The 17,729-nt window shown below is 59.8% G+C and carries 21 protein-coding genes; 8 read left to right on the forward strand and 13 right to left on the reverse strand.

The features are described from left to right. Window positions 1-164 precede the first annotated feature (164 nt). Both ASB65_RS17025 and ASB65_RS28545 read right to left on the reverse strand, forming a co-directional pair. A complete protein-coding gene (locus ASB65_RS17025; protein WP_060724783.1) occupies window positions 165-944 on the reverse strand; it encodes an SDR family oxidoreductase in 780 nt (259 codons plus the stop codon). Window positions 945-946: 2 nt separating this feature from the next. Beyond that, window positions 947-1,330, reverse strand: coding sequence for a hypothetical protein (locus ASB65_RS28545; RefSeq protein WP_003506325.1), 384 nt, complete (start codon window positions 1,328-1,330; stop codon window positions 947-949). 93 nt (window positions 1,331-1,423) lie between these two features. Between ASB65_RS28545 and ASB65_RS17035 the strand changes: the two genes are divergently transcribed. Continuing rightward, window positions 1,424-2,005: a DNA-3-methyladenine glycosylase gene (locus ASB65_RS17035; RefSeq protein ID WP_003506323.1), complete on the forward strand. Its 582-nt coding sequence runs from the start codon at window positions 1,424-1,426 to the stop codon at window positions 2,003-2,005. On the opposite strand, the gene ASB65_RS28835 is transcribed toward ASB65_RS17035, so the two are convergent. The 3 genes from ASB65_RS28835 to ASB65_RS17045 all read right to left on the reverse strand — a co-directional run bounded on the left by ASB65_RS28835 (window position 1,974) and on the right by ASB65_RS17045 (window position 3,781). After that, a complete protein-coding gene (locus ASB65_RS28835) occupies window positions 1,974-2,168 on the reverse strand; it encodes a hypothetical protein (RefSeq protein ID WP_003506322.1) in 195 nt (64 codons plus the stop codon). The genes ASB65_RS17035 and ASB65_RS28835 overlap by 32 nt on opposite strands. A gap of 227 nt (window positions 2,169-2,395) precedes the next feature. After that, the gene (locus tag ASB65_RS17040) at window positions 2,396-2,593 is read right to left on the reverse strand and encodes a hypothetical protein (protein WP_003506320.1); all 198 of its coding nucleotides are present in this window, start codon (window positions 2,591-2,593) and stop codon (window positions 2,396-2,398) included. A 174-nt stretch (window positions 2,594-2,767) separates the two neighbouring features. Beyond that, a complete protein-coding gene (locus ASB65_RS17045) occupies window positions 2,768-3,781 on the reverse strand; it encodes a substrate-binding domain-containing protein (RefSeq protein ID WP_060724784.1) in 1,014 nt (337 codons plus the stop codon). A gap of 268 nt (window positions 3,782-4,049) precedes the next feature. Here ASB65_RS17045 and ASB65_RS17050 point away from each other — a divergent pair, with 268 nt between their 5' ends. The 6 genes from ASB65_RS17050 to ASB65_RS17075 all read left to right on the forward strand — a co-directional run bounded on the left by ASB65_RS17050 (window position 4,050) and on the right by ASB65_RS17075 (window position 10,123). After that, on the forward strand, window positions 4,050-5,315 hold the full coding sequence (locus ASB65_RS17050) for an ABC transporter substrate-binding protein (RefSeq protein ID WP_060724785.1): 1,266 nt from the start codon (window positions 4,050-4,052) through the stop codon (window positions 5,313-5,315). Between the two features lie 64 nt (window positions 5,316-5,379). Next, complete coding sequence (locus ASB65_RS17055; RefSeq protein ID WP_060724786.1) at window positions 5,380-6,354, forward strand: carbohydrate ABC transporter permease; 975 nt, start codon at window positions 5,380-5,382, stop codon at window positions 6,352-6,354. After that, window positions 6,351-7,184, forward strand: a complete 834-nt coding sequence (locus ASB65_RS17060) for a carbohydrate ABC transporter permease (RefSeq protein ID WP_003510927.1) — start codon at window positions 6,351-6,353, stop codon at window positions 7,182-7,184. Before ASB65_RS17055 ends, ASB65_RS17060 begins: the two co-directional genes overlap by 4 nt. Before the next feature lie 11 nt (window positions 7,185-7,195). Continuing rightward, window positions 7,196-8,224, forward strand: a complete 1,029-nt coding sequence (locus ASB65_RS17065) for an ABC transporter ATP-binding protein (protein ID WP_060724787.1) — start codon at window positions 7,196-7,198, stop codon at window positions 8,222-8,224. A 57-nt stretch (window positions 8,225-8,281) separates the two neighbouring features. Beyond that, on the forward strand, window positions 8,282-9,067 hold the full coding sequence (locus ASB65_RS17070; protein WP_060724788.1) for a ThuA domain-containing protein: 786 nt from the start codon (window positions 8,282-8,284) through the stop codon (window positions 9,065-9,067). Between the two features lie 6 nt (window positions 9,068-9,073). Continuing rightward, a complete protein-coding gene (locus ASB65_RS17075) occupies window positions 9,074-10,123 on the forward strand; it encodes a Gfo/Idh/MocA family protein (RefSeq protein ID WP_060724789.1) in 1,050 nt (349 codons plus the stop codon). A gap of 180 nt (window positions 10,124-10,303) precedes the next feature. On the opposite strand, the gene queE is transcribed toward ASB65_RS17075, so the two are convergent. The 3 genes from queE to queC are packed head-to-tail and all read right to left on the reverse strand — an operon-like array spanning window position 10,304 to window position 12,122. Continuing rightward, the gene (gene queE / locus ASB65_RS17080; protein WP_060724790.1) at window positions 10,304-11,059 is read right to left on the reverse strand and encodes a 7-carboxy-7-deazaguanine synthase QueE; all 756 of its coding nucleotides are present in this window, start codon (window positions 11,057-11,059) and stop codon (window positions 10,304-10,306) included. Beyond that, window positions 11,056-11,412, reverse strand: a complete 357-nt coding sequence (gene queD, locus ASB65_RS17085) for a 6-carboxytetrahydropterin synthase QueD (RefSeq protein WP_003506304.1) — start codon at window positions 11,410-11,412, stop codon at window positions 11,056-11,058. Before queD ends, queE begins: the two co-directional genes overlap by 4 nt. Further along, complete coding sequence (gene queC / locus ASB65_RS17090) at window positions 11,412-12,122, reverse strand: 7-cyano-7-deazaguanine synthase QueC (protein ID WP_003506302.1); 711 nt, start codon at window positions 12,120-12,122, stop codon at window positions 11,412-11,414. Before queC ends, queD begins: the two co-directional genes overlap by 1 nt. Before the next feature lie 353 nt (window positions 12,123-12,475). On the opposite strand from queC, the gene ASB65_RS28750 reads away from it, so the two are divergent. Further along, the gene (locus ASB65_RS28750) at window positions 12,476-12,646 is read left to right on the forward strand and encodes a hypothetical protein (protein WP_174014767.1); all 171 of its coding nucleotides are present in this window, start codon (window positions 12,476-12,478) and stop codon (window positions 12,644-12,646) included. Between the two features lie 103 nt (window positions 12,647-12,749). Here ASB65_RS28750 and ASB65_RS17095 read toward each other — a convergent pair whose 3' ends face one another. From ASB65_RS17095 to ASB65_RS17115, 5 genes are read right to left on the reverse strand one after another with little or no spacing between them, the layout of a single operon-like run. Further along, window positions 12,750-13,883, reverse strand: a complete 1,134-nt coding sequence (locus tag ASB65_RS17095) for a Gfo/Idh/MocA family protein (protein ID WP_003506298.1) — start codon at window positions 13,881-13,883, stop codon at window positions 12,750-12,752. 24 nt (window positions 13,884-13,907) lie between these two features. After that, window positions 13,908-14,672 carry a sugar phosphate isomerase/epimerase family protein gene (locus ASB65_RS17100; protein ID WP_003506296.1) on the reverse strand — a complete coding sequence of 255 codons (765 nt, stop codon included), beginning with the start codon at window positions 14,670-14,672 and terminating at the stop codon, window positions 13,908-13,910. Window positions 14,673-14,729: 57 nt separating this feature from the next. Beyond that, window positions 14,730-15,818: an ABC transporter ATP-binding protein gene (locus ASB65_RS17105; protein WP_060724791.1), complete on the reverse strand. Its 1,089-nt coding sequence runs from the start codon at window positions 15,816-15,818 to the stop codon at window positions 14,730-14,732. Window positions 15,819-15,823: 5 nt separating this feature from the next. Beyond that, entirely contained in the window at window positions 15,824-16,765 is a 942-nt protein-coding gene (locus ASB65_RS17110; RefSeq protein WP_060724792.1) for a carbohydrate ABC transporter permease, read from the reverse strand. Next, complete coding sequence (locus ASB65_RS17115; protein WP_003506291.1) at window positions 16,758-17,660, reverse strand: carbohydrate ABC transporter permease; 903 nt, start codon at window positions 17,658-17,660, stop codon at window positions 16,758-16,760. The genes ASB65_RS17110 and ASB65_RS17115 overlap by 8 nt, the downstream gene beginning before the upstream one ends. Between the last annotated feature and the right edge of the window lie 69 nt (window positions 17,661-17,729).

A 17,729-nucleotide genomic window follows, 5' to 3' on the forward strand; every position in this document is an offset into this window, starting at 1 on the left:
CCCGCCTGATTTGCCCGCCTTTCCGGCAGACGCTTAACTATCGAAGGTGGCCACAACACGGCAACCTCGCCCATGTACAAAGTCTCGTGAACAGACGTTACCCATTCGTTAATCATAGGGACACAAGCCCGTGATGCCGTTGGCGCTGAGCTTGGATGCCGTGATTATCGGAGCAGCCCCTGGCCGCCATCGATCCATACGGGCGTGCCGGTAATGTGACGGGATGCATCCGACGCCAGGAAACCGATCAGCGCGGCGACGTCGTCGCTCGTTCCGGCCACGCCGCCGGTCACAGGAATGTCCCCGGCTGGAAAACGGACAGGAACCTCCGTTTTTTCCCGCCCGCGTATATCGGTATTTTCGTCGATTGCCGTTTCGATTTCGCCGGGACACACCGCATTGACGCGGATACGGTGACGCCCCAGTTCCAGCGCCAGTTGCTGCGCCATGGCAAGTTGTCCGGCTTTCGTCACGGAATAGGCGGTAGCGCCGGGCGACGTGAAGGTGCGCGTACCATTGATCGACGAGATGATGACGATGGATCCGCCGCCGGCCGCCTTCAGATGCGGCACGCTTACATGAACGGTGAGATAGGTGCCGCGCAGGTTGATGCGGATCGTGTGGTCCCATTCGGACGGTTTCAATTCATCGATGGGTGCCCAGACGCCGTTGACGCCAGCATTCGCCACCACGACATCAAGCCGCCCGAAAGCCCCAACCAGTGCTGCGACCGCATGACGCATAGCCTCCTCATTCGCCACATCGGCCACAAGGACCTTCGACGAACCGGATGCGGCGCCTATTTCCCGCGCGACATCGTTCAATTCCGATTCGGTGCGGCCAAGCAGGCCGAGCGAGAACCCCTCCGCGGACAGATGAAGGGCGGCAGCGCGGCCGATGCCGGAGCCGGCACCGGTGACGAGAGCGACTTTGCCGTCAGCCAATGTTACAGGCCTCCCTTTCTGGAGGCGATGGAGGTGCCGATCGCCGAGACGGGATCGCTGGCTGGAAAGCTTTCCTCCAGCCCCTCTTCCAACTCTTCCTCCAGAATGTCGCGATCCTTCGATGTGCGGGCGCTCGCCTGGCCGTGCGGAGCTTCATCCTGCGCCGTGCCGAGAGCGGAAAATTGCGAAGGCGCATCCGCGCCATGGCGTGTTCCGAAGGCGGTGAGCTGCACCATCACCGCACTTGCCCGCTTGATGGCCTCCGCATCGTCGATCCCTTCAAGACCATCGGCAAGGCGAACAGAGACCTGATCACCGTCGCTGCCGACGAACTCGACGGAGATAACCCCGTTATTGCGTTTTACATAGGTCGTCGAAAGTTGCATGACATGCCCTCCGGCTTGGAAAGCACCGGCAAAACCGGTGCGGGGAAACGAATAAGCTGACTTCAGAACGACACAGAGCGGAAGGGGTTCCGGATGGATGAGGCCTTTGGCCCGGAAATGCAGGAGAGTTTCTTCCTGCGCGATGCGGTGGATGTGGCCCGCGCCCTCATCGGCGCGGAGTTCCGCATCGGCAATACCGGCGGCATCATCGTGGAAACCGAAGCCTATCATCCGGACGACCCGGCATCCCACAGTTTCAACGGGCAGACCCCGCGCAACAGGGCGATGTTCGGCCCGGCCGGCCGTCTTTATGTCTACCGGTCCTACGGCATTCACTGGTGCGCCAACTTTGTCTGCGCTCCGGGCTCCGCCGTGCTTCTGCGCGCCATCGAACCGATCACCGGTATAGACATGATGAAACTGCGCCGGGGAACTGACAAGCCGAAACTTCTATGTTCAGGCCCGGGCCGACTTTGCCAGGCGCTCGCGATTACGGGAGAGATGGATGGCGCGCCGTTGAACGCACCGCCGTTTTTCCTGCGGTTGCCGAAAGAAGCCGCCGCCATCGCCAGCGGCAGGCGAATCGGCATCAGCCGCGCGACGGAATACCCGTGGCGCTTCGGGCTCAAGGGCTCGGCTTTCGTTAGCAAGAAATTCCAGACTGGAGACCCGTGAAAGACGAGAGCACCTTCGGCGGCCCGTCATTTTCGTCGGGGTTGGGTACCGGCACCTCGTCCGGCAACCTATCGGGTTCCGGCTCTTCCACCGGCGGTATGTCCGGCTGCGGCGGCACGGGCATCGGCGGTTCGGGATAGGGTTCGACGGGAACGGCTGGCATCGCGGCCTCCTGATAAACACGCTTTGCCGCAATGGACACAAGCTGCGTTTTTATCTCTCGGGACAACGCCTTCGCGCCGTCGCCAATCGGGCGGCGCGACACCCAATTCGCCCATCGGTCAAATGCCGGTCAGGTCCCCTCGGTCCGGTTGCGCCGCCCAGCGGGTCGTACAGGGAAACGCGGGCACGGCCTGTCCGTTCCGTTTTTTAAGGAGGTTTTTGCGACGCTCAGGCGAAACCGAGCGCGCTGCGGGAAATATCGCGGTTTTCGCAATAATCGCGGGAATGAGCCTCGTGACCATGCTCGCGCGCGGTCGAACGGGAAAGTTCCGGGCTCGGAACGTTGAGCAGCGCATCGGCATAGGTGCCGGTTGCCTCGACGTCATCGATCACAGTCTGCTGTTGCGGTTTTAAAAATTCAAACATCCGTCCACCTCCTTCGACACGTCCCCTCAACGCGCCGGCCCGGGTCCTGTTCCATAACACCCGTAACTGTTCCGATTATACATGAGACGGCGCGGACGTATAGATGACGAAAGGCGAACGTTATCAACTGACGTTCACAAAACGGAGTGGAATCAGTGAGCTATGACGAGAAGCTCAGGCAGGGCCGACCGATTCCCGCAGGATCAGTTCGACCGGCCACAATTCCTGAACCTCGCGCACGGGACGACCGCCGATGATCTGCAACAACAGATCCGTCACCCGAATGCCCGCCATGCGCATGGGCGAGCGGGTGGTGGAAAGCGGCGGCATCATGCTTTCCGGCGTCAGATAGGGAAACACGTCGTCATGGGCGATGACGGAAACGTCCTTGCCGATCACCAGCCCCATCTGCGTGGCGGCGCGATAGACACCCTGCGCCGTCATCATCGCGCCCGCGACGAAGGCCGTCGGGCGCGGCGTCTGTTCCAGCAGCGAGCGGGCAAAGCGGAAGGCGGTATCTTCGCTGAAATGCGCGTTCATCATGAAACGCGGATCGGGCGTGATGCCATGAGTGGCCAGCGCATCCCTGAACCCCTGCTCGCGGTCCTGAACGAAGGTGCGGCCGACGGGACCGTTGATCAGGGCGATGCGGCGATGGCCGCGCTCCAGAAAATGGATCGTTGGTCGATAGGTTACATCGTGGTTGTCGATATCAAGCCAGGCATGTTCGAACGGCGTCTTGGAGCGGCCATGCACGATGAAGGGCACGCCCAGCCGGTGAAGCAGCGCGATGCGCTCATCCTCGGGGCGCGGCGAATGCACGATGATGCCATCCACCCGGCCGCTCGCCGCCAGCCGGCTGAAAATCGCCAGCTCCTCATCGAGATTATTGTCGACGGTGACGCTGACGAGAATGTCGGTTTCTTCCTGTTCCAGACGGGTCGCCATGCCCCCCATGAATTCCGAAAAGAAATGTCCGCCGCCCGAACGGCCCATGACGACGCCGATGGCACCCGCCCTGCCGGTTGCCAGCCTGACGGCGTTAGCATTCGGCCGGTAGCCGTATTTCAGCGCAGCATCCATCACCCGTTGCCGCGTTTCCTCGCGCACCTCGGGATAGCCGCCAAGCGCCCGGCTGACGGTGGTGGGCGACAGCCCGACCTTTTCTGCGAATTCCTTGAGTTTCATGTTTTTCGCCAATTTGCCCCTGCATGCGTTGCCGCCGCAGATTTTTCAAGCGGACAATAATTGAAAACGATTTCAATTTTTATCCAACTGAAACCTTACAGTTGGTCATTTCGAAATGCAAACACCACAAAACTGCCGTCGGAAATGCCGAATTTTCACACAATTAGAAAGAGTATTGACAGATTGGTCCGCTTTTGAGAGCCTCGCATCAGTCAAAAGCGCTTTCAATTTTGAGGACAATCGGAAGCGTCAACGGAGGAGTTTGACAATGAATATTTCCATGAAGACTTTGTTCCTGTGCGGCAGCGTACTTTCTGCCGCCGTTTCAGCGCAGGCGGCCGAACTTTCCATCGCCGCCAATTCCACCGGCAAGAACATCGCGTTCTTCCGCGAGCGGATCGCCGCCTTCGAGAAAGAGACCGGCCACAAGGTCAATCTCGTCACCATGCCATCGTCGTCCAGTGAACAGTTCAGCCAGTACCGGCTGTGGCTTGCCGCCGGTAACAAGGACGTTGACGTCTACCAGACGGACGTGATCTGGGCACCGCAGCTCTCCGACCAGTTCGTGGATTTGACCGAAGCGACCAAGGACGTCATCGGCGATCATTTCCCCTCCATCGTTGCGTCGCAGACCGTGGACGGCAAACTTGTCGCCATGCCGATGTTCACCGACGCACCCGCTCTGTTCTACCGCAAGGACCTTCTGGAAAAATACGGCAAGCAGCCGCCGAAAACCTGGAAGGAGCTGGGCGAGACCGCCAAGGAAATTCAGGACAAGGAACGCGAAGGCGGGCAGAAGGACCTCTGGGGCTTCGTTTTCCAGGGCAGCGCCTATGAAGGCCTGACCTGCAACGCGCTCGAATGGATCGCATCCGCCGGGGGCGGCCATATCGTCGAGACCAACGGCGACATCTCCATCAATAACGAGAAAGCCGCAGCCGCGATCGAAGCCGCCAAGGGCTGGGTCGGCACAATCGCGCCGCAGGGTGTGCTCGCTTACAAGGAAGAGGAAGCGCGTGGCGTGTGGCAGACTGGTAATTCCGTCTTCATGCGCAACTGGCCCTATGCCTATGCACTTGGAAATGGCGCCGACAGCGCCATCAAGGGCAAGTTCGGCGTCACCCCGCTGCCGGCCGGCGAAGAAGGTGCGGCCTCTGCCTCGACGCTCGGCGGCTGGAACCTCGCCGTTTCGAAATATTCCGACGACAAGGACGCGGCCATCCAGCTCGTGAAATTCCTGGCATCGAAAGACACCCAGAAGATGCGCGCGATCCAGCTCTCCAACATGCCGACGATCGCCTCGCTTTATGACGACAATGATGTCGCCGCCGCCCAGCCCTTCATGCCGACATGGAAGCCGATCTTCCAGACCGCCGTTCCGCGTCCTTCCGCTTCGGCCAAGGTGAAATATAACGAGGTTTCAGCCAAGTTCTGGGGCGCCGTGCACAACACGCTCTCCGGCAACGGCTCGGCAGCGGAAAATCTCGAGCTGCTCGAGGTCGAACTGACCGATCTCAAAGGCAACGGCTGGTAATCCGGCTCGCGCGGGAGGCGGTCTTGCCCGATCGTTTCCCGCGCCCCAACCGCGAGATGTCCCCATGAATGACACCACCCTTCAAAGACCGGTTGCGGCATCCGGCACCGGCTCCGACCTTCAATCGGAACGACTGAAATCCGCCTGGCTGTTTCTTGCCCCCACATTTCTGGTGCTGGCACTGGTGGCCGGCTGGCCGCTGGTGCGCACCGTCTGGTTCAGCCTCACCGACGCGTCGCTGACCAATCTCGACGGCGCACAATTCGTCGGCCTCAAGAACTACCTCACCTGGATCACGCTCAGCAGCGGCCGCACCATCTATCGTGGCCTGCTGGCCGATCCCGCCTGGTGGGGTGCGGTTCTCAACACCCTGAAATTCACCATCCTCTCGGTCAGCTTCGAAACCGTGCTCGGCCTCATCGTCGCGCTGGTGCTGAATGCCGAATTCAAGGGACGCGGCCTCGTGCGCGCCGCCATCCTCGTGCCATGGGCCATTCCCACCATCGTCTCGGCGCAGATGTGGGCGTGGATGTTGAACGACCAGTTCGGCATATTGAACGACCTCTTCCTCAGTCTCGGCCTGATCTCCCACAAGATCGCATGGACCGCCAATCCGGACACCGCAATGGTCGCCGTTCTTATTGTCGATATCTGGAAGACGACGCCCTTCATGGCGCTGCTCATTCTCGCCGGCCTGCAAATGGTGCCGAAGGACATGTATGAGGCGGCGAAGGTGGACGGTATCCACCCCGTCAAGGTGTTCTTCCGCGTCACCCTGCCAATGATCCGGCCAGCGCTCATGGTTGCCGTCATCTTCCGTATGCTGGATGCGATGCGCGTTTTCGACCTCATCTACATTCTGACGCCGAATAACGCCCAGACCCGCACGATGTCGGTGCTGGCGCGTGAGAACCTGTTCGATTTCGACAAGTTCGCCTATGGCGCAGCCGCTTCCACCATGCTGTTCCTCATCATCGCCTCGATAACAGTCGTTTATATGTGGCTCGGGCGCGTCAACACAGATGGAGCTTCGCGATGACCCTGCCAAGCATCCTGAAAACCACCGCCTTTTATGCGCTGGTCGCCGTCATCATGGTGATTTCGGTATTCCCGTTCTATTACGCGATACTGACCAGCCTGAAATCCGGCTCAGCGCTGTTCCAGGTGAATTACTGGCCGCGTGAATTCTCGTTGACCAATTACAACTTCGTCATCGGCAACGGCACGTTCCTGCGCAATCTCGGCAATTCGCTGTTCGTTGCATCTTCAGTCGTGGTACTGTCGCTGTTCCTTGCGGTAACGGCGTCCTATGCCCTGGCCCGTGTCCGTTTCCGGGGCCGCTCGCTGCTTCTGCTCACCATCCTCTCGGTCTCGATGTTTCCACAGATCGCCGTTCTCGCCGGCCTGTTCGAACTTATCCGCTGGGCTGGCATCTTCAACACGCCGCTCGCGCTGATCTTTTCCTACATGATCTTCACCCTGCCCTTCACTGTCTGGGTGCTGACGACATTCATGCGCGACCTGCCGATCGAAATCGAGGAAGCGGCAATCGTCGATGGCGCAACGCCATGGGTCATCATCACCCAGGTCTTCATGCCGCTGATGTGGCCGGCGCTCGTCACCACAGGGCTCCTCGCCTTCATTGCGGCGTGGAACGAGTTCCTCTTCGCGCTCACCTTCACCTCATCGAACGAACAGCGCACGGTGCCCGTCGCCATCGCACTTCTTTCGGGCGGTTCGCAGTTTGAAATCCCCTGGGGAACGATCATGGCCGCGTCCGTCATCGTCACCGCCCCGCTCGTCGTCCTCGTTCTGATCTTCCAGCGACGCATCATCTCCGGCCTCACCGCCGGCGGCGTCAAAGGCTAGGAGAAAACCAAATGACCACCATCCAACTGCGCGATCTTCGCAAATCCTTCGGCGCTTTCGATGTCATCAAGGGCATCGACATGGACATCCGCTCCGGCGAATTCATGGTCTTCGTCGGTCCTTCCGGTTGCGGCAAGTCCACGCTTCTGCGCCTCATCTGCGGGCTGGAGGAAATTTCCAGTGGCACGCTTTCCTTCGGCGGTGAGACGGTCAACCGCCTGCCGCCCGCCAAGCGCGGCGTCGCCATGGTCTTCCAGTCCTATGCGCTTTATCCGCACATGACCGTGTTCGAAAACATGGCCTTCGGCATGAAGCTGTCAGGTGCTGACAAGGAACAGCGCCGCAAGCGCGTGGAAGCCGCGGCCGAGATGCTGCAGCTCACGCCCTATCTGGAACGCCTGCCGAAGCAGCTTTCCGGCGGCCAGCGCCAGCGCGTCGCCATCGGCCGCGCCATCGTGCGCGATCCGAAGGTCTTCCTGTTCGACGAGCCGCTTTCCAACCTCGATGCGGCGCTGCGCGTCGCCACCCGTCTGGAAATCGCCAAGCTGCATCGCTCGATGCATGACACGACGATGATCTACGTCACCCACGACCAGGTGGAGGCGATGACGCTCGCCGACCGCATCTGCGTTCTGCGCGACGGCCGCGTCGAGCAGATCGGCACGCCGCTCGAACTTTACGAAAGCCCAGTCAACACCTTCGTCGCCGGCTTCATCGGCTCGCCGAAGATGAACATCCTCACCGGCAAATATGCCGAGACGGAAGGTGCCGCCACCATCGGCATCCGTCCCGAACACATTACCATCACCACCAGTGAAAATGGTTGGGCCGGCGAGATCGTGCATTCGGAAATGCTCGGATCGGACAGCTACATCTATGTCGAGATTGGTGCCGGCGAGCCCATCGTCGTTCGCGAAGAGGGTGTGACTGATCGCAAGGCGGGCGAACGCATCGCCATTATACCGGATGCGGTGCAGATCCACCGTTTTGACGCGCAAGGCCGGGCATTAGCCCGCAACCCCGCCCGGGGTGCTGCCTGAACATTCAACTTTCGCCGGGATCACCCAAGATACCGGCTTTCACCGAGGAGCATGAAAATGACCATCAACACCGTTGTATGGGGCGAAAATATCCACGAACACATCAATGAGACAGTGCGTTCGATCTATCCAAACGGCATGCACAACACCATTGCCGATGCGCTGAACCAGAACCCTGAGATCAACGCCACCACCGCGACGCTTCAGGAGCCAGAACACGGTCTTTCGCAGGAGCGTCTAGACAAGACCGACGTTCTCGTCTGGTGGGGCCACAAGGACCATGGCGCGGTTCAGGACGAGATCGTCGAGCGCGTCGCCAAGCGCGTCTGGGAAGGCATGGGCCTCATCGTCCTGCATTCCGGCCACTTCTCCAAACCTTTCAAGCGACTGATGGGCACGCCCTGCGCACTGAAATGGCGCGAGGCCGGTGAACGCGAGCGTCTGTGGACGATCAATCCGCGCCACCCGATCGCAGCCGGCCTGCCCGAGCATTTCGAGCTGGAAAACGAGGAAATGTATGGCGAGCGGTTCTCCGTGCCGGAACCTCTGGAAACCGTCTTCATCTCCTGGTTCCAGGGCGGCGAAGTCTTCCGTTCCGGCCTCACCTGGCGTCGCGGCGCGGGCAACATCTTCTATTTCCGCCCCGGCCACGAGACCTATCCGACCTATCACGACGCCAATGTGCAAAAGGTCATCAGCAACTCGGTGAAATGGGCCTATAATCCGGCCGGCGCACTGACGAGCATCCACGCTGCCCCCAATGTTCCCGTCGACAAGGCGCTGGAGCCGATCGAAGAACGCGGCCCCAAGCTGCACAAGGCTGGCGAAGCAGGTTACAGGTAAAAAGCCATGAGACTTCTCATTCTCGGAACCGGCGGCATGGCCAACAACCATGCCACATATTTCTCCCAAATCCCCGGCGTCGAACTGGTGGCTGCGGTGGATGTGGACGATGTGGTGGTGCGGGGCTTCGCGCTGCGCCACAACATTCCGCTCTCCTTCACCTCGCTGGATGACGCGATTGCCTGGGGCGAGTTCGACGCGGCGGCAAACGTCACGCCTGACGCCATCCACCACCCGACCAGCCTTAAACTGCTGGCGGCGGGCAAGCATGTCTTCTGCGAAAAGCCGCTGGCGGAAAACTACGCCAAGGCCGCCGAAATGGCCGATGCCGCAGAGAAAGCGGGCCTCGTGGCCATGGTCAACCTCACCTATCGCAATGTCGCCCCCTTGCAGGCGGCACGCGAAATGGTGCTGGCCGGCAAGATCGGCAAGGTGCGCCATCTGGAAGCCTCCTATCTCCAGAGCTGGCTCGTTTCCAAGGCCTGGGGCGACTGGATGACGGAGAGCAAGTGGCTGTGGCGGCTTTCCACCAAGCACGGCTCAAACGGTGTTCTGGGTGATGTCGGCATCCACATTCTCGACTTCGCCTCCTATGGCGCGGGCAGTGATGTGGAGCGCATCTTCACGCGCCTGAAGACCTTTGACAAATATGAGGGCAACAAGATCGGCGCCTACGATCTCGACGCCAATGACAGCTTCACCATGACCGCCGAGTTGGAAAACGGCGCCATGGGCGTCATCCATGCCAGCCGCTGGGCAACGGGGCATCTGAATGAACTTCGTCTGCGCATCCATGGCGACAAGGGCGCGCTCGAAGTCATCCACACGCCTGACTATTCCAGCCTGCGGGTCTGCATTGGCGAGGATGTGGAGAAGGCAATCTGGAAGACGATTAATGTGGAGCCGGTGCCGACGAACTACGAAAAATTCGCCAAGGCGGTGATGGAAGGCGGCGTTGCCGACCCCGATTTCCGCCATGCCGCCAATCTGCAGAAGGTGCTTGATCTCTCGATCATCGCCGACCGTGAACGGCGCGAGCTGGCCGTTTCGGCCTGATTTGCAGAAGAGCGGCGGCGCAAGTCGCTGGTAGGGAGGAGTGATGTTCCTCCACATCGCTCCTCCCAATCGACGTCATCCTCGGGCTTTGACCCGAGGATGCATATCCTTCAACGGCGCGTGGATTCTCACCTCAAAGGCGAGGATGATGGGGAAAGGCATGTGCCAATCCGCATCCCTTCAAACGCCCCGCTTATTTCCCCACAACAGCACATGCAGCTGCGGCAGAACACGAGCGGAAAACCAGCGGTCTTCGCTCACCTTGTCCACCAGCCACAACATCCGGTCCATGACCCCCTCGATATCCACGCGCGCGTCGTCATCATCGGGCGGCGGCGGGGTGTGGTTTCCGGGCTGGAGGTAGACCGGCAGACGTGGGAAACGCGCGGATGCCGCTTTGGCATAGGCATAATCCGCATCGTCGAAAACCACGATCTTCAGCGCCACCTGCGGTCCGTCGCCGGCGGCGGTAAGACAGTTTTCGAATGCCTGCCAGTCCGTTTCCATACCACTCGATGGCGGTTTCGGGCTCAGCACCAGATGATCGAGATCGGCGAACCAGTCTTTCGCGATGCTGCCCTGCGTTTCCAGCGCGAAACGATAGCCCTCGCCCTGCCCCTTCGCGATCAAGGCCCCGAGGGGCTGGATGGCGGGATTGCCGCCTGACAGTGAGACCGTCAGCGGTACGCCGCCGGAAAGCCGACGCACCTCCTGCCAGATCGCCTCGACAGGCATCGGTTTCCATGTGTCGCGGTACTCGCTGTCGACGGCATGCAGCGTATCGCACCAGGAACAGCGGTAATCGCAGCCGCCGGTGCGCACGAATACGGTCGGCAGGCCAATCAGCGGCCCCTCGCCCTGAATGGTCGGGCCGAAGATTTCGCTGATGCGGATCGCCGTTTCCTTCGCTGCAACCTTCCGTGCAGCCGCCGTCATGGCCGGTATTCCGCCCAGGTCTTGGCGGTTTCGCTCACCCGCACGGCGCTGGTTTCCGGCAGGCTTATCTTGCACCAGTCATAAAAATGCTTCGCCAGACATTCCGCCGTCACCCGGTCATGGCCGAGAACGTCGTTCAGGTGGCGATGATCGAAATGGCTGTCGATATAGTGCTTCAGTGGCGCAAGCTCATGATAGTCGCGCACGAAACCGTGCTCGTTCAGCTCTTCACCAGTAAGCTCGACCTCGACGATGTAATTGTGCCCATGCAGACGGGCGCACTGGTGATCAGACGGCAGGCTTTTCAGCTGGTGCGAGGCGGAGAAATGAAACTCCTTGGTGATGCGGAACATCAGCGCACCTCCTGCGCCGCATAGGCATGGGTCGCCGCCACCCAGAAATCGGGGTCCTCATAGTCGGTCGGGTCGGTGACGCCCGCCAGATGAAAGGCCTCGCGCCGTTCCACGCAGGTGCCGCAGCGGCCGCAATGGCGTAGCCCCCCCTTGTAGCAGGACCATGTTTCGCCGAAGGGCGTGCCGTATTTCACGCCATCGGTAACGATCGCCGCCTTGGAGACCGTGACGTAAGGCGCAAAGAGCTTGACGTCGGCGTAACCTTCCAGCGCATGCGCCTGCATGGCGTTGAAACTGTCGATGAAGCCCGGCCGGCAATCGGGATAGATGAAATGGTCGCCGCCATGCACGGCGATTGCCACCGCATCCGCCTGCTGGGCGGCGGCAAGGCCGAAGGCGATGGTGAGCATGATGGCGTTGCGGTTCGGCACCACGGTGGAGCGCATGGTCTCCTCCGCATAATGTCCGTCCGGCACCGCAATGTCGTCCGTCAGCGCCGAGCCGGTGAGATGCGCACCGATGGCTCTGATGTCGATGACATGATGCGGCACGCCGAGACGCCTTGCGCAATCGGCGGCGAAATCCAGTTCCTTCTTGTGGCGCTGGCCGTAATCGAAGGAGACGAGAGCGAGAAGTTCATGTTCCGCCGCGATTTTATGCGCAAGCGAAACGGAGTCCAATCCGCCGGAGCAGATGACGATGGTTTTCATAAGTTGGGATCCCTTGTTTTGACCGGGTGGGCTGCGACCGGATTACGGCGCGGCTTTAAACCAAACGGGCCGTCTTGTGAAGGGCTTTACCGAATTCGCGGGAAATCCGCTCCATCACGAAATCGCCCCGCCGCAGAAACAAGACGAAACAATCGGGACATATGCCGGAAACCGGCGCGATCTAGAACGATGACGAATTCACTGTTCTTGAAGGGTCGTGCCAATGATGGCGGCTGATACGTTTCTGTTTTCGCTGAACAATCTCAGCTCGCTTGGCACCGGTATCCTAATAGTTGTTGCGGGTATGTTTTATGTCACACTCACCGTTCGCGGGCTGATCGCCGCTCTACGACATGGATGAGGCTCTTAAGCCGAAACGTCACCGGCTCAGACGCTATCTCGCGACTGGCCTCGTCGTCGCATCGGCAGCGCTCGTCGCCGCAATCGGCATCGCCCCGTTCGTCTTTCTGATCTGGATGGTCAGGACGGTTACACGCTGGCTCGGTCTTTTTATCGGCCGTTAAAAATCGGCTATGAACACGCGACGCTCGTCATTCAAAAGGCTGATGAGCGGAAAAGGCCCGGCGAACTGGCAGTGCGCCGGGCCTTTTTTCTTTGACTATACGCTCAGCGCAGCAGCGCCTGCGCCTCCTCGATGCCGAGTGCTGCCGGCTGGGTGCAGGTGGTTCTCATCTCGATGAAGCGCCCTTCTTCCCCGGATTTGAGGATTGAGGTCATCACGTCGATGCCGTGCAGGGAACGATCCAGCGAGCAGCGGGCATCGCGGCCTTCCAGAATGGCAATCGCCATATCAGCAAGGCCGGCAGTGCGGTAATTAGCGCGCGGGCCGTTCGGGCTTTCCTGATTGGCGATGCCGAAGGGATGCGCCCAGTCTTCCAGCGGCTGGATATTCTTGTCGCGCCCGCTCGCCTCCACCACGCCGCCGAAGAAGTTGGGGTCCGGCACGTAGATGGAGCCTTCCGTGCCGTAAAGCTCCATATTGGCGTGGCGATGCGACCACACGTCCCAGCTCGCCGAAAGCGTGATCGTTGCTCCGTTCACGAATTCCAGCAGCGCATGGATGTTGGTCGGCGTTTCGACCGGGATGATCTCACCGTTCAGCGGCTGGCTGGTCACTGTGCGGGTGGGGTTCGCCATTGACGTCAATGCGCCGACACGCTTGACCGGGCCGATGAGGTTGATGAGATTGGCGACGTAGTAGGGGCCGAGATCGAGGATCGGCCCGCCGCCCTTCAGGAAGAAGAAGCCCGGATTGGGGTGCCACATCTCCATGCCGGGGCTCATCACATGGCAGGTGCCTGACGTGATACGCCCGACCTTGCCCTCATCGATATATTGCCGGGCAAGCTGATGTGCGCCGCCGAGGAAGGTGTCCGGCGCGCAACCAACGGAGAGGTTCTTCTCCCGGGCGATACGCCGCAGTTCTTCACCCTCTTCCAGCGAAAGCACCAGCGGCTTTTCCGAATAGACGTGCTTGCCCGCTTCAAGTGCGGCTTTCGACACCGGAAAATGCGCTGCGGGAATGGTGAGGTTCACCACCACATCGATATCCTTATTGGCGAGCAGGTCCTCGATGGACTGCGCGACAACGCCGAATTCTTCCGCCCTCAGCTCCGCTGCATTGCGGTTGAGGTCGGCGCAGGCAAGCACCTTGATGCCCTTGAAGAGCGGCGCCAACGAGAAATAAGCAGACGAGATATTGCCGCATCCGATGATGCCGACGCCAAGATCTCTGGCCATGATGAAACTCCGAAAAATTGAAACTCAATAGGTTTTGAACGATGCGATCGAGCGGGTGATGAGCCGGTCGATGTCTTTCGGGTTGTCGTGCTCGACCACGAAATGTTTCGTGGCGGATTTCGCCTTCAACGCAGCAACGAGGCCCTTCCAGTCCACTGTACCATGGCCGACATCGGCCCAGCCATCCTCATCCGCATTCTCTCCCGCAGGCGCGATATCCTTGACATGCACGGCTGTGATGCGCTTGCCGTAGCTTTCGATCCAGGCGAGCGGATCGGCATTGCCTCTGATAATCCAGGCTATATCCGCTTCCCATTTCAGGTCCGGGCCGCCGGCAAAAATCTGCTCCTGCGGCGTCGAGCCATCGTCAAGCGTCTTGAACTCGAAATCGTGGTTATGCCAGCCGAAGATCAGCCCGGCATCCACGAAGGGCTTACCCGCCTCCTGCAGGCGCTTGCCGAAGGCGAACCAGCCTGCGGCATCTGTCGGGCGCTGGTCAGGCATCAGGTAAGGGCAATAGATCGCCTCCACGCCCAGAACTCTCGCGATGTTCAGCGCCTTTTTCGGATCGCCCTCAAGAAGATCGAGACCGAAATGGCCAGTTGGCATGGTCAAGCCGTTGGCATCGAGTTCGGCGCGCAGACCTTTCAGACCAGCTTCATCCAGCGACGCATACATCGCGCCGTAGCCTTCGACATGTTTATAACCCGCCGCCGAAAGCTTTTTCAGAATATCGGAAAAAGGCTGAAAATTGCGGGCGCTGTAAAGCTGGAAACCGAGTTCTGTCATTGTCTCCTCCATAGAGATCTGGGTCTTGGGATTGTGTGGGGGGAAATCGAAGCTGTTCTAGAGCCGTTCCTCGCTTTGCGCATCGAAAAGCGAGGCCATCGTCATGTCGAGGCCGAGGCGCACCTTGGTGCCCGGTGAAAACCGCCTATGGCCGCCGACACGCACGGACATGGTATGCCCGGCATGTTTCAGCCAGATCAGATTGTCGGCGCCCATCGGCTCCTCGATATCGACGATCGCCTCGTGCACCTCACCGCCAACAATATCGGCATCGACGCGCACATGTTCCGGGCGGACACCCAGAACCACGGCACGGCCGGCGGCAAGCAACCTCTCCGGATGATAACCGTCCAGCGCGAAAGTCACGCCATTGGTGGTGAAGACCACCTTGCCGTCCTTTTCGATCAACTCGCCGCGCAGGAAATTCATCGAGGGCGAGCCGATGAAGCCGGCGACGAAGAGGTTCCGCGGTTTGTTATAGATGGTGACGGGATCGGCCAGCTGCTGGATGACACCGCTTTTCATGATGGCGATGCGATCCGCCAGCGTCAGCGCCTCGATCTGGTCGTGCGTCACATAGATCATGGTGTTTTTCAGCGACTGGTGCAGCCGCTTGATTTCGACGCGCAGTTCCGAGCGCAGCTTGGCGTCGAGGTTGGAAAGCGGCTCGTCGAACAGGAACACATCCACATCCCGCACCAGCGCCCGGCCGATCGCCACGCGCTGACGCTGGCCGCCGGACAGTTCGGCAGGCTTGCGTTTCAGCAGCGGCTCGATCTGCAAGATGCCCGCCGCCCGTTTCACGCGCCGGTCGATTTCCTCTTTCGGCACCTTTGCGACCTGAAGGCCGAAGGACAGGTTTTTCTCCACCGTCATCTGCGGATAAAGCGCATAGGACTGGAACACCATGCCGATGCCGCGATCCTTCGGTTCCTCCCAGGTGACGTTGCGGTCCTTGATGAATATCTGCCCGTCGGTCGGTTCCAGAAGGCCGGCAATGCAGTTGAGAAGGGTCGACTTGCCGCAGCCGGACGAGCCGAGCAGCACGAGGAATTCGCCGTCGTAAATATCGAGATTGAGGTCTTTCAGCACGGTGACGGCACCGAACGACAGGGAAAGATCGCGAATGGAAACGCTTTTGTTCATATAACTCAACCTTTTACTGCGCCTGCAGCAATGCCGCGGACGAAAAGCCTGCCGGAGACGAAATAGACGATCAGCGGCACGGCCCCGGTCAGAAGGGTTGCGGCCATGTTGACGTTGTATTCCTTCACGCCCTGCACGGAGTTGACGATGTTATTGAGCTGCACGGTCATCGGATAATATTCCGGCCGCGTGAACACCACGCCGAACAGGAAGTCGTTCCAGATGCCGGTCACCTGCAGGATCATCGCCACAACGAAGATCGGCAGCGACATGGGCAGCATGATACGGAGATAGATCTGCCAGAAATTGGCGCCATCGATACGCGCCGCCTTAAACAACTCTTCCGGCAGCGAGGCGAAATAGTTGCGGAACAGCAGCGTCAGGATCGGCATGCCGAAGATGGTGTGAACGATGACGAGGCCGGTCAGCGTGCCATAGACGCCCATTTCGCGCAGCACGATAACGATCGGATAGATCATCACCTGATAGGGAATGAAGGCGCCGATGATGAGGATGGAGAAGAACAGTTCTGACCCTTTGAACTTCCAGTTCGCGATGGCGTAACCGCTGACGGAAGCGACGATGATCGAGATGACGACCGACGGCACGAGGATGCGCACCGAGTTCCAGAATCCGCGCGAAAGCCCGTCACAGTTCAATCCCGTGCAGGCATTGGCCCAGGCCTTCACCCAGGGCTCAAAGGTGATTTCCACCGGCGGCGCAAAGATGTTGCCCAGCCGGATTTCCGGCATGCCCTTCAGCGAGGTGACAACCATCACGTATAGCGGCAGCAGGTAATAGGCGGCGGCAACGAACAGCGTGCCGTAAAGAATGATGTTGCGGCGGGAAAAGGTTTTCCTTGGCTTCTTGCCGCGCGGGCCGGAAAGGTCCTGGGCAACCGCATCGGTTGCGGCGGCGACCGTGTTCAGTGTGCTGATATTAGCCACGCTTCTTGCCTCCGAATTCGAGGTAGGCCCATGGGATGACGATGATGGCGACGGTCAGAAGCATCATGGTCGAGGCGGCGAAGCCCTGCCCCAGGTTCTGCGCCTGAAACATATAGTCATAGACATATTTCGCCGGCACTTCGGAGGCGATGCCCGGCCCACCGCTGGTCTGCGCCACCACCAGATCGTAAACCTTGACGATGCCGCTGGCGATGATGACGAGCGTGGTGATGAAGACGGGCCGCATCATGGGAATGATGATGAGAATATAGGTCTTCCACATCGGAATGCCGTCGACGCGTGCAGCTTTCCAGATATCCTCATCGATACCGCGAAGACCGGCAAGCATCAGGCACATGACGAGCCCCGTGCCCTGCCAGAGCGCTGCAATCAAGATGCCATAAATGACGATCTGGGAATTATAGAGCGGATCGAAGGTGAAGCTTTCCCAACCCATCGAGCGGACCACGGACTGGATGCCGAATTCCGGGTTCAACAGCCATTGCCAGACGAGGCCGGTGACGATGAAGGACAAGGCGAAGGGATAAAGAAATATCGTGCGGAAGGTGTTTTCAAACCGGATTTTCTGATCCATCAGCGCCGCCAGCACGAAGCCGATGACGAGACTGAAGATCAGCGACAGCACGCCGTATATCGCGAGATTCTGGATGGACACGATCCAGCGCGGCGCGGCCCACAGACGCTCATATTGGTCAAAACCGATGAAGCTTGCCCGCGGCAGAAGCTTGGAATTGGTGAAGGAATAAATCACCGTCCAGATCGTTCCGCCGAGGAAGATCACCATGGCGGTTAGGATCATGGGAATGGAGGCAATCTTGGAATTGAGATTGCGGAAAAGCTGGTTGGGACGCCCTGAGCGCGTTTGACCTGCCATGTTACCTCCTCCTGTAACGTTACAGTCAACGACCGAGCAAAAAGCCCCGCCGCGTGAAACCCCGACCAG

Source organism: Agrobacterium tumefaciens str. B6, assembly GCF_001541315.1.
In the GTDB taxonomy this organism is placed as follows: domain Bacteria; phylum Pseudomonadota; class Alphaproteobacteria; order Rhizobiales; family Rhizobiaceae; genus Agrobacterium; species Agrobacterium radiobacter.

Excerpts from the sequence above, each read along its gene's own strand:
- ASB65_RS17115 (WP_003506291.1), bottom strand. The coding sequence starts at position 17,660 with ATGGCAGGTCAAACGCGCTCAGGGCGTCCCAACCAGCTTTTCCGCAAT.
- ASB65_RS17075 (WP_060724789.1), top strand. The coding sequence starts at position 9,074 with ATGAGACTTCTCATTCTCGGAACCGGCGGCATGGCCAACAACCATGCC.
- queC (WP_003506302.1), bottom strand. The coding sequence starts at position 12,122 with ATGAAAACCATCGTCATCTGCTCCGGCGGATTGGACTCCGTTTCGCTT.
- ASB65_RS28545 (WP_003506325.1), bottom strand. The coding sequence starts at position 1,330 with ATGCAACTTTCGACGACCTATGTAAAACGCAATAACGGGGTTATCTCC.
- ASB65_RS17070 (WP_060724788.1), top strand. The coding sequence starts at position 8,282 with ATGACCATCAACACCGTTGTATGGGGCGAAAATATCCACGAACACATC.
- queD (WP_003506304.1), bottom strand. The coding sequence starts at position 11,412 with ATGTTCCGCATCACCAAGGAGTTTCATTTCTCCGCCTCGCACCAGCTG.
- ASB65_RS17040 (WP_003506320.1), bottom strand. The coding sequence starts at position 2,593 with ATGTTTGAATTTTTAAAACCGCAACAGCAGACTGTGATCGATGACGTC.
- ASB65_RS17095 (WP_003506298.1), bottom strand. The coding sequence starts at position 13,883 with ATGGCCAGAGATCTTGGCGTCGGCATCATCGGATGCGGCAATATCTCG.
- ASB65_RS17035 (WP_003506323.1), top strand. The coding sequence starts at position 1,424 with ATGGATGAGGCCTTTGGCCCGGAAATGCAGGAGAGTTTCTTCCTGCGC.
- ASB65_RS17060 (WP_003510927.1), top strand. The coding sequence starts at position 6,351 with ATGACCCTGCCAAGCATCCTGAAAACCACCGCCTTTTATGCGCTGGTC.
- ASB65_RS28750 (WP_174014767.1), top strand. The coding sequence starts at position 12,476 with ATGGATGAGGCTCTTAAGCCGAAACGTCACCGGCTCAGACGCTATCTC.
- ASB65_RS17100 (WP_003506296.1), bottom strand. The coding sequence starts at position 14,672 with ATGACAGAACTCGGTTTCCAGCTTTACAGCGCCCGCAATTTTCAGCCT.
- ASB65_RS28835 (WP_003506322.1), bottom strand. The coding sequence starts at position 2,168 with ATGCCAGCCGTTCCCGTCGAACCCTATCCCGAACCGCCGATGCCCGTG.
- ASB65_RS17105 (WP_060724791.1), bottom strand. The coding sequence starts at position 15,818 with ATGAACAAAAGCGTTTCCATTCGCGATCTTTCCCTGTCGTTCGGTGCC.
- ASB65_RS17055 (WP_060724786.1), top strand. The coding sequence starts at position 5,380 with ATGAATGACACCACCCTTCAAAGACCGGTTGCGGCATCCGGCACCGGC.
- ASB65_RS17045 (WP_060724784.1), bottom strand. The coding sequence starts at position 3,781 with ATGAAACTCAAGGAATTCGCAGAAAAGGTCGGGCTGTCGCCCACCACC.
- ASB65_RS17065 (WP_060724787.1), top strand. The coding sequence starts at position 7,196 with ATGACCACCATCCAACTGCGCGATCTTCGCAAATCCTTCGGCGCTTTC.
- queE (WP_060724790.1), bottom strand. The coding sequence starts at position 11,059 with ATGACGGCGGCTGCACGGAAGGTTGCAGCGAAGGAAACGGCGATCCGC.
- ASB65_RS17050 (WP_060724785.1), top strand. The coding sequence starts at position 4,050 with ATGAATATTTCCATGAAGACTTTGTTCCTGTGCGGCAGCGTACTTTCT.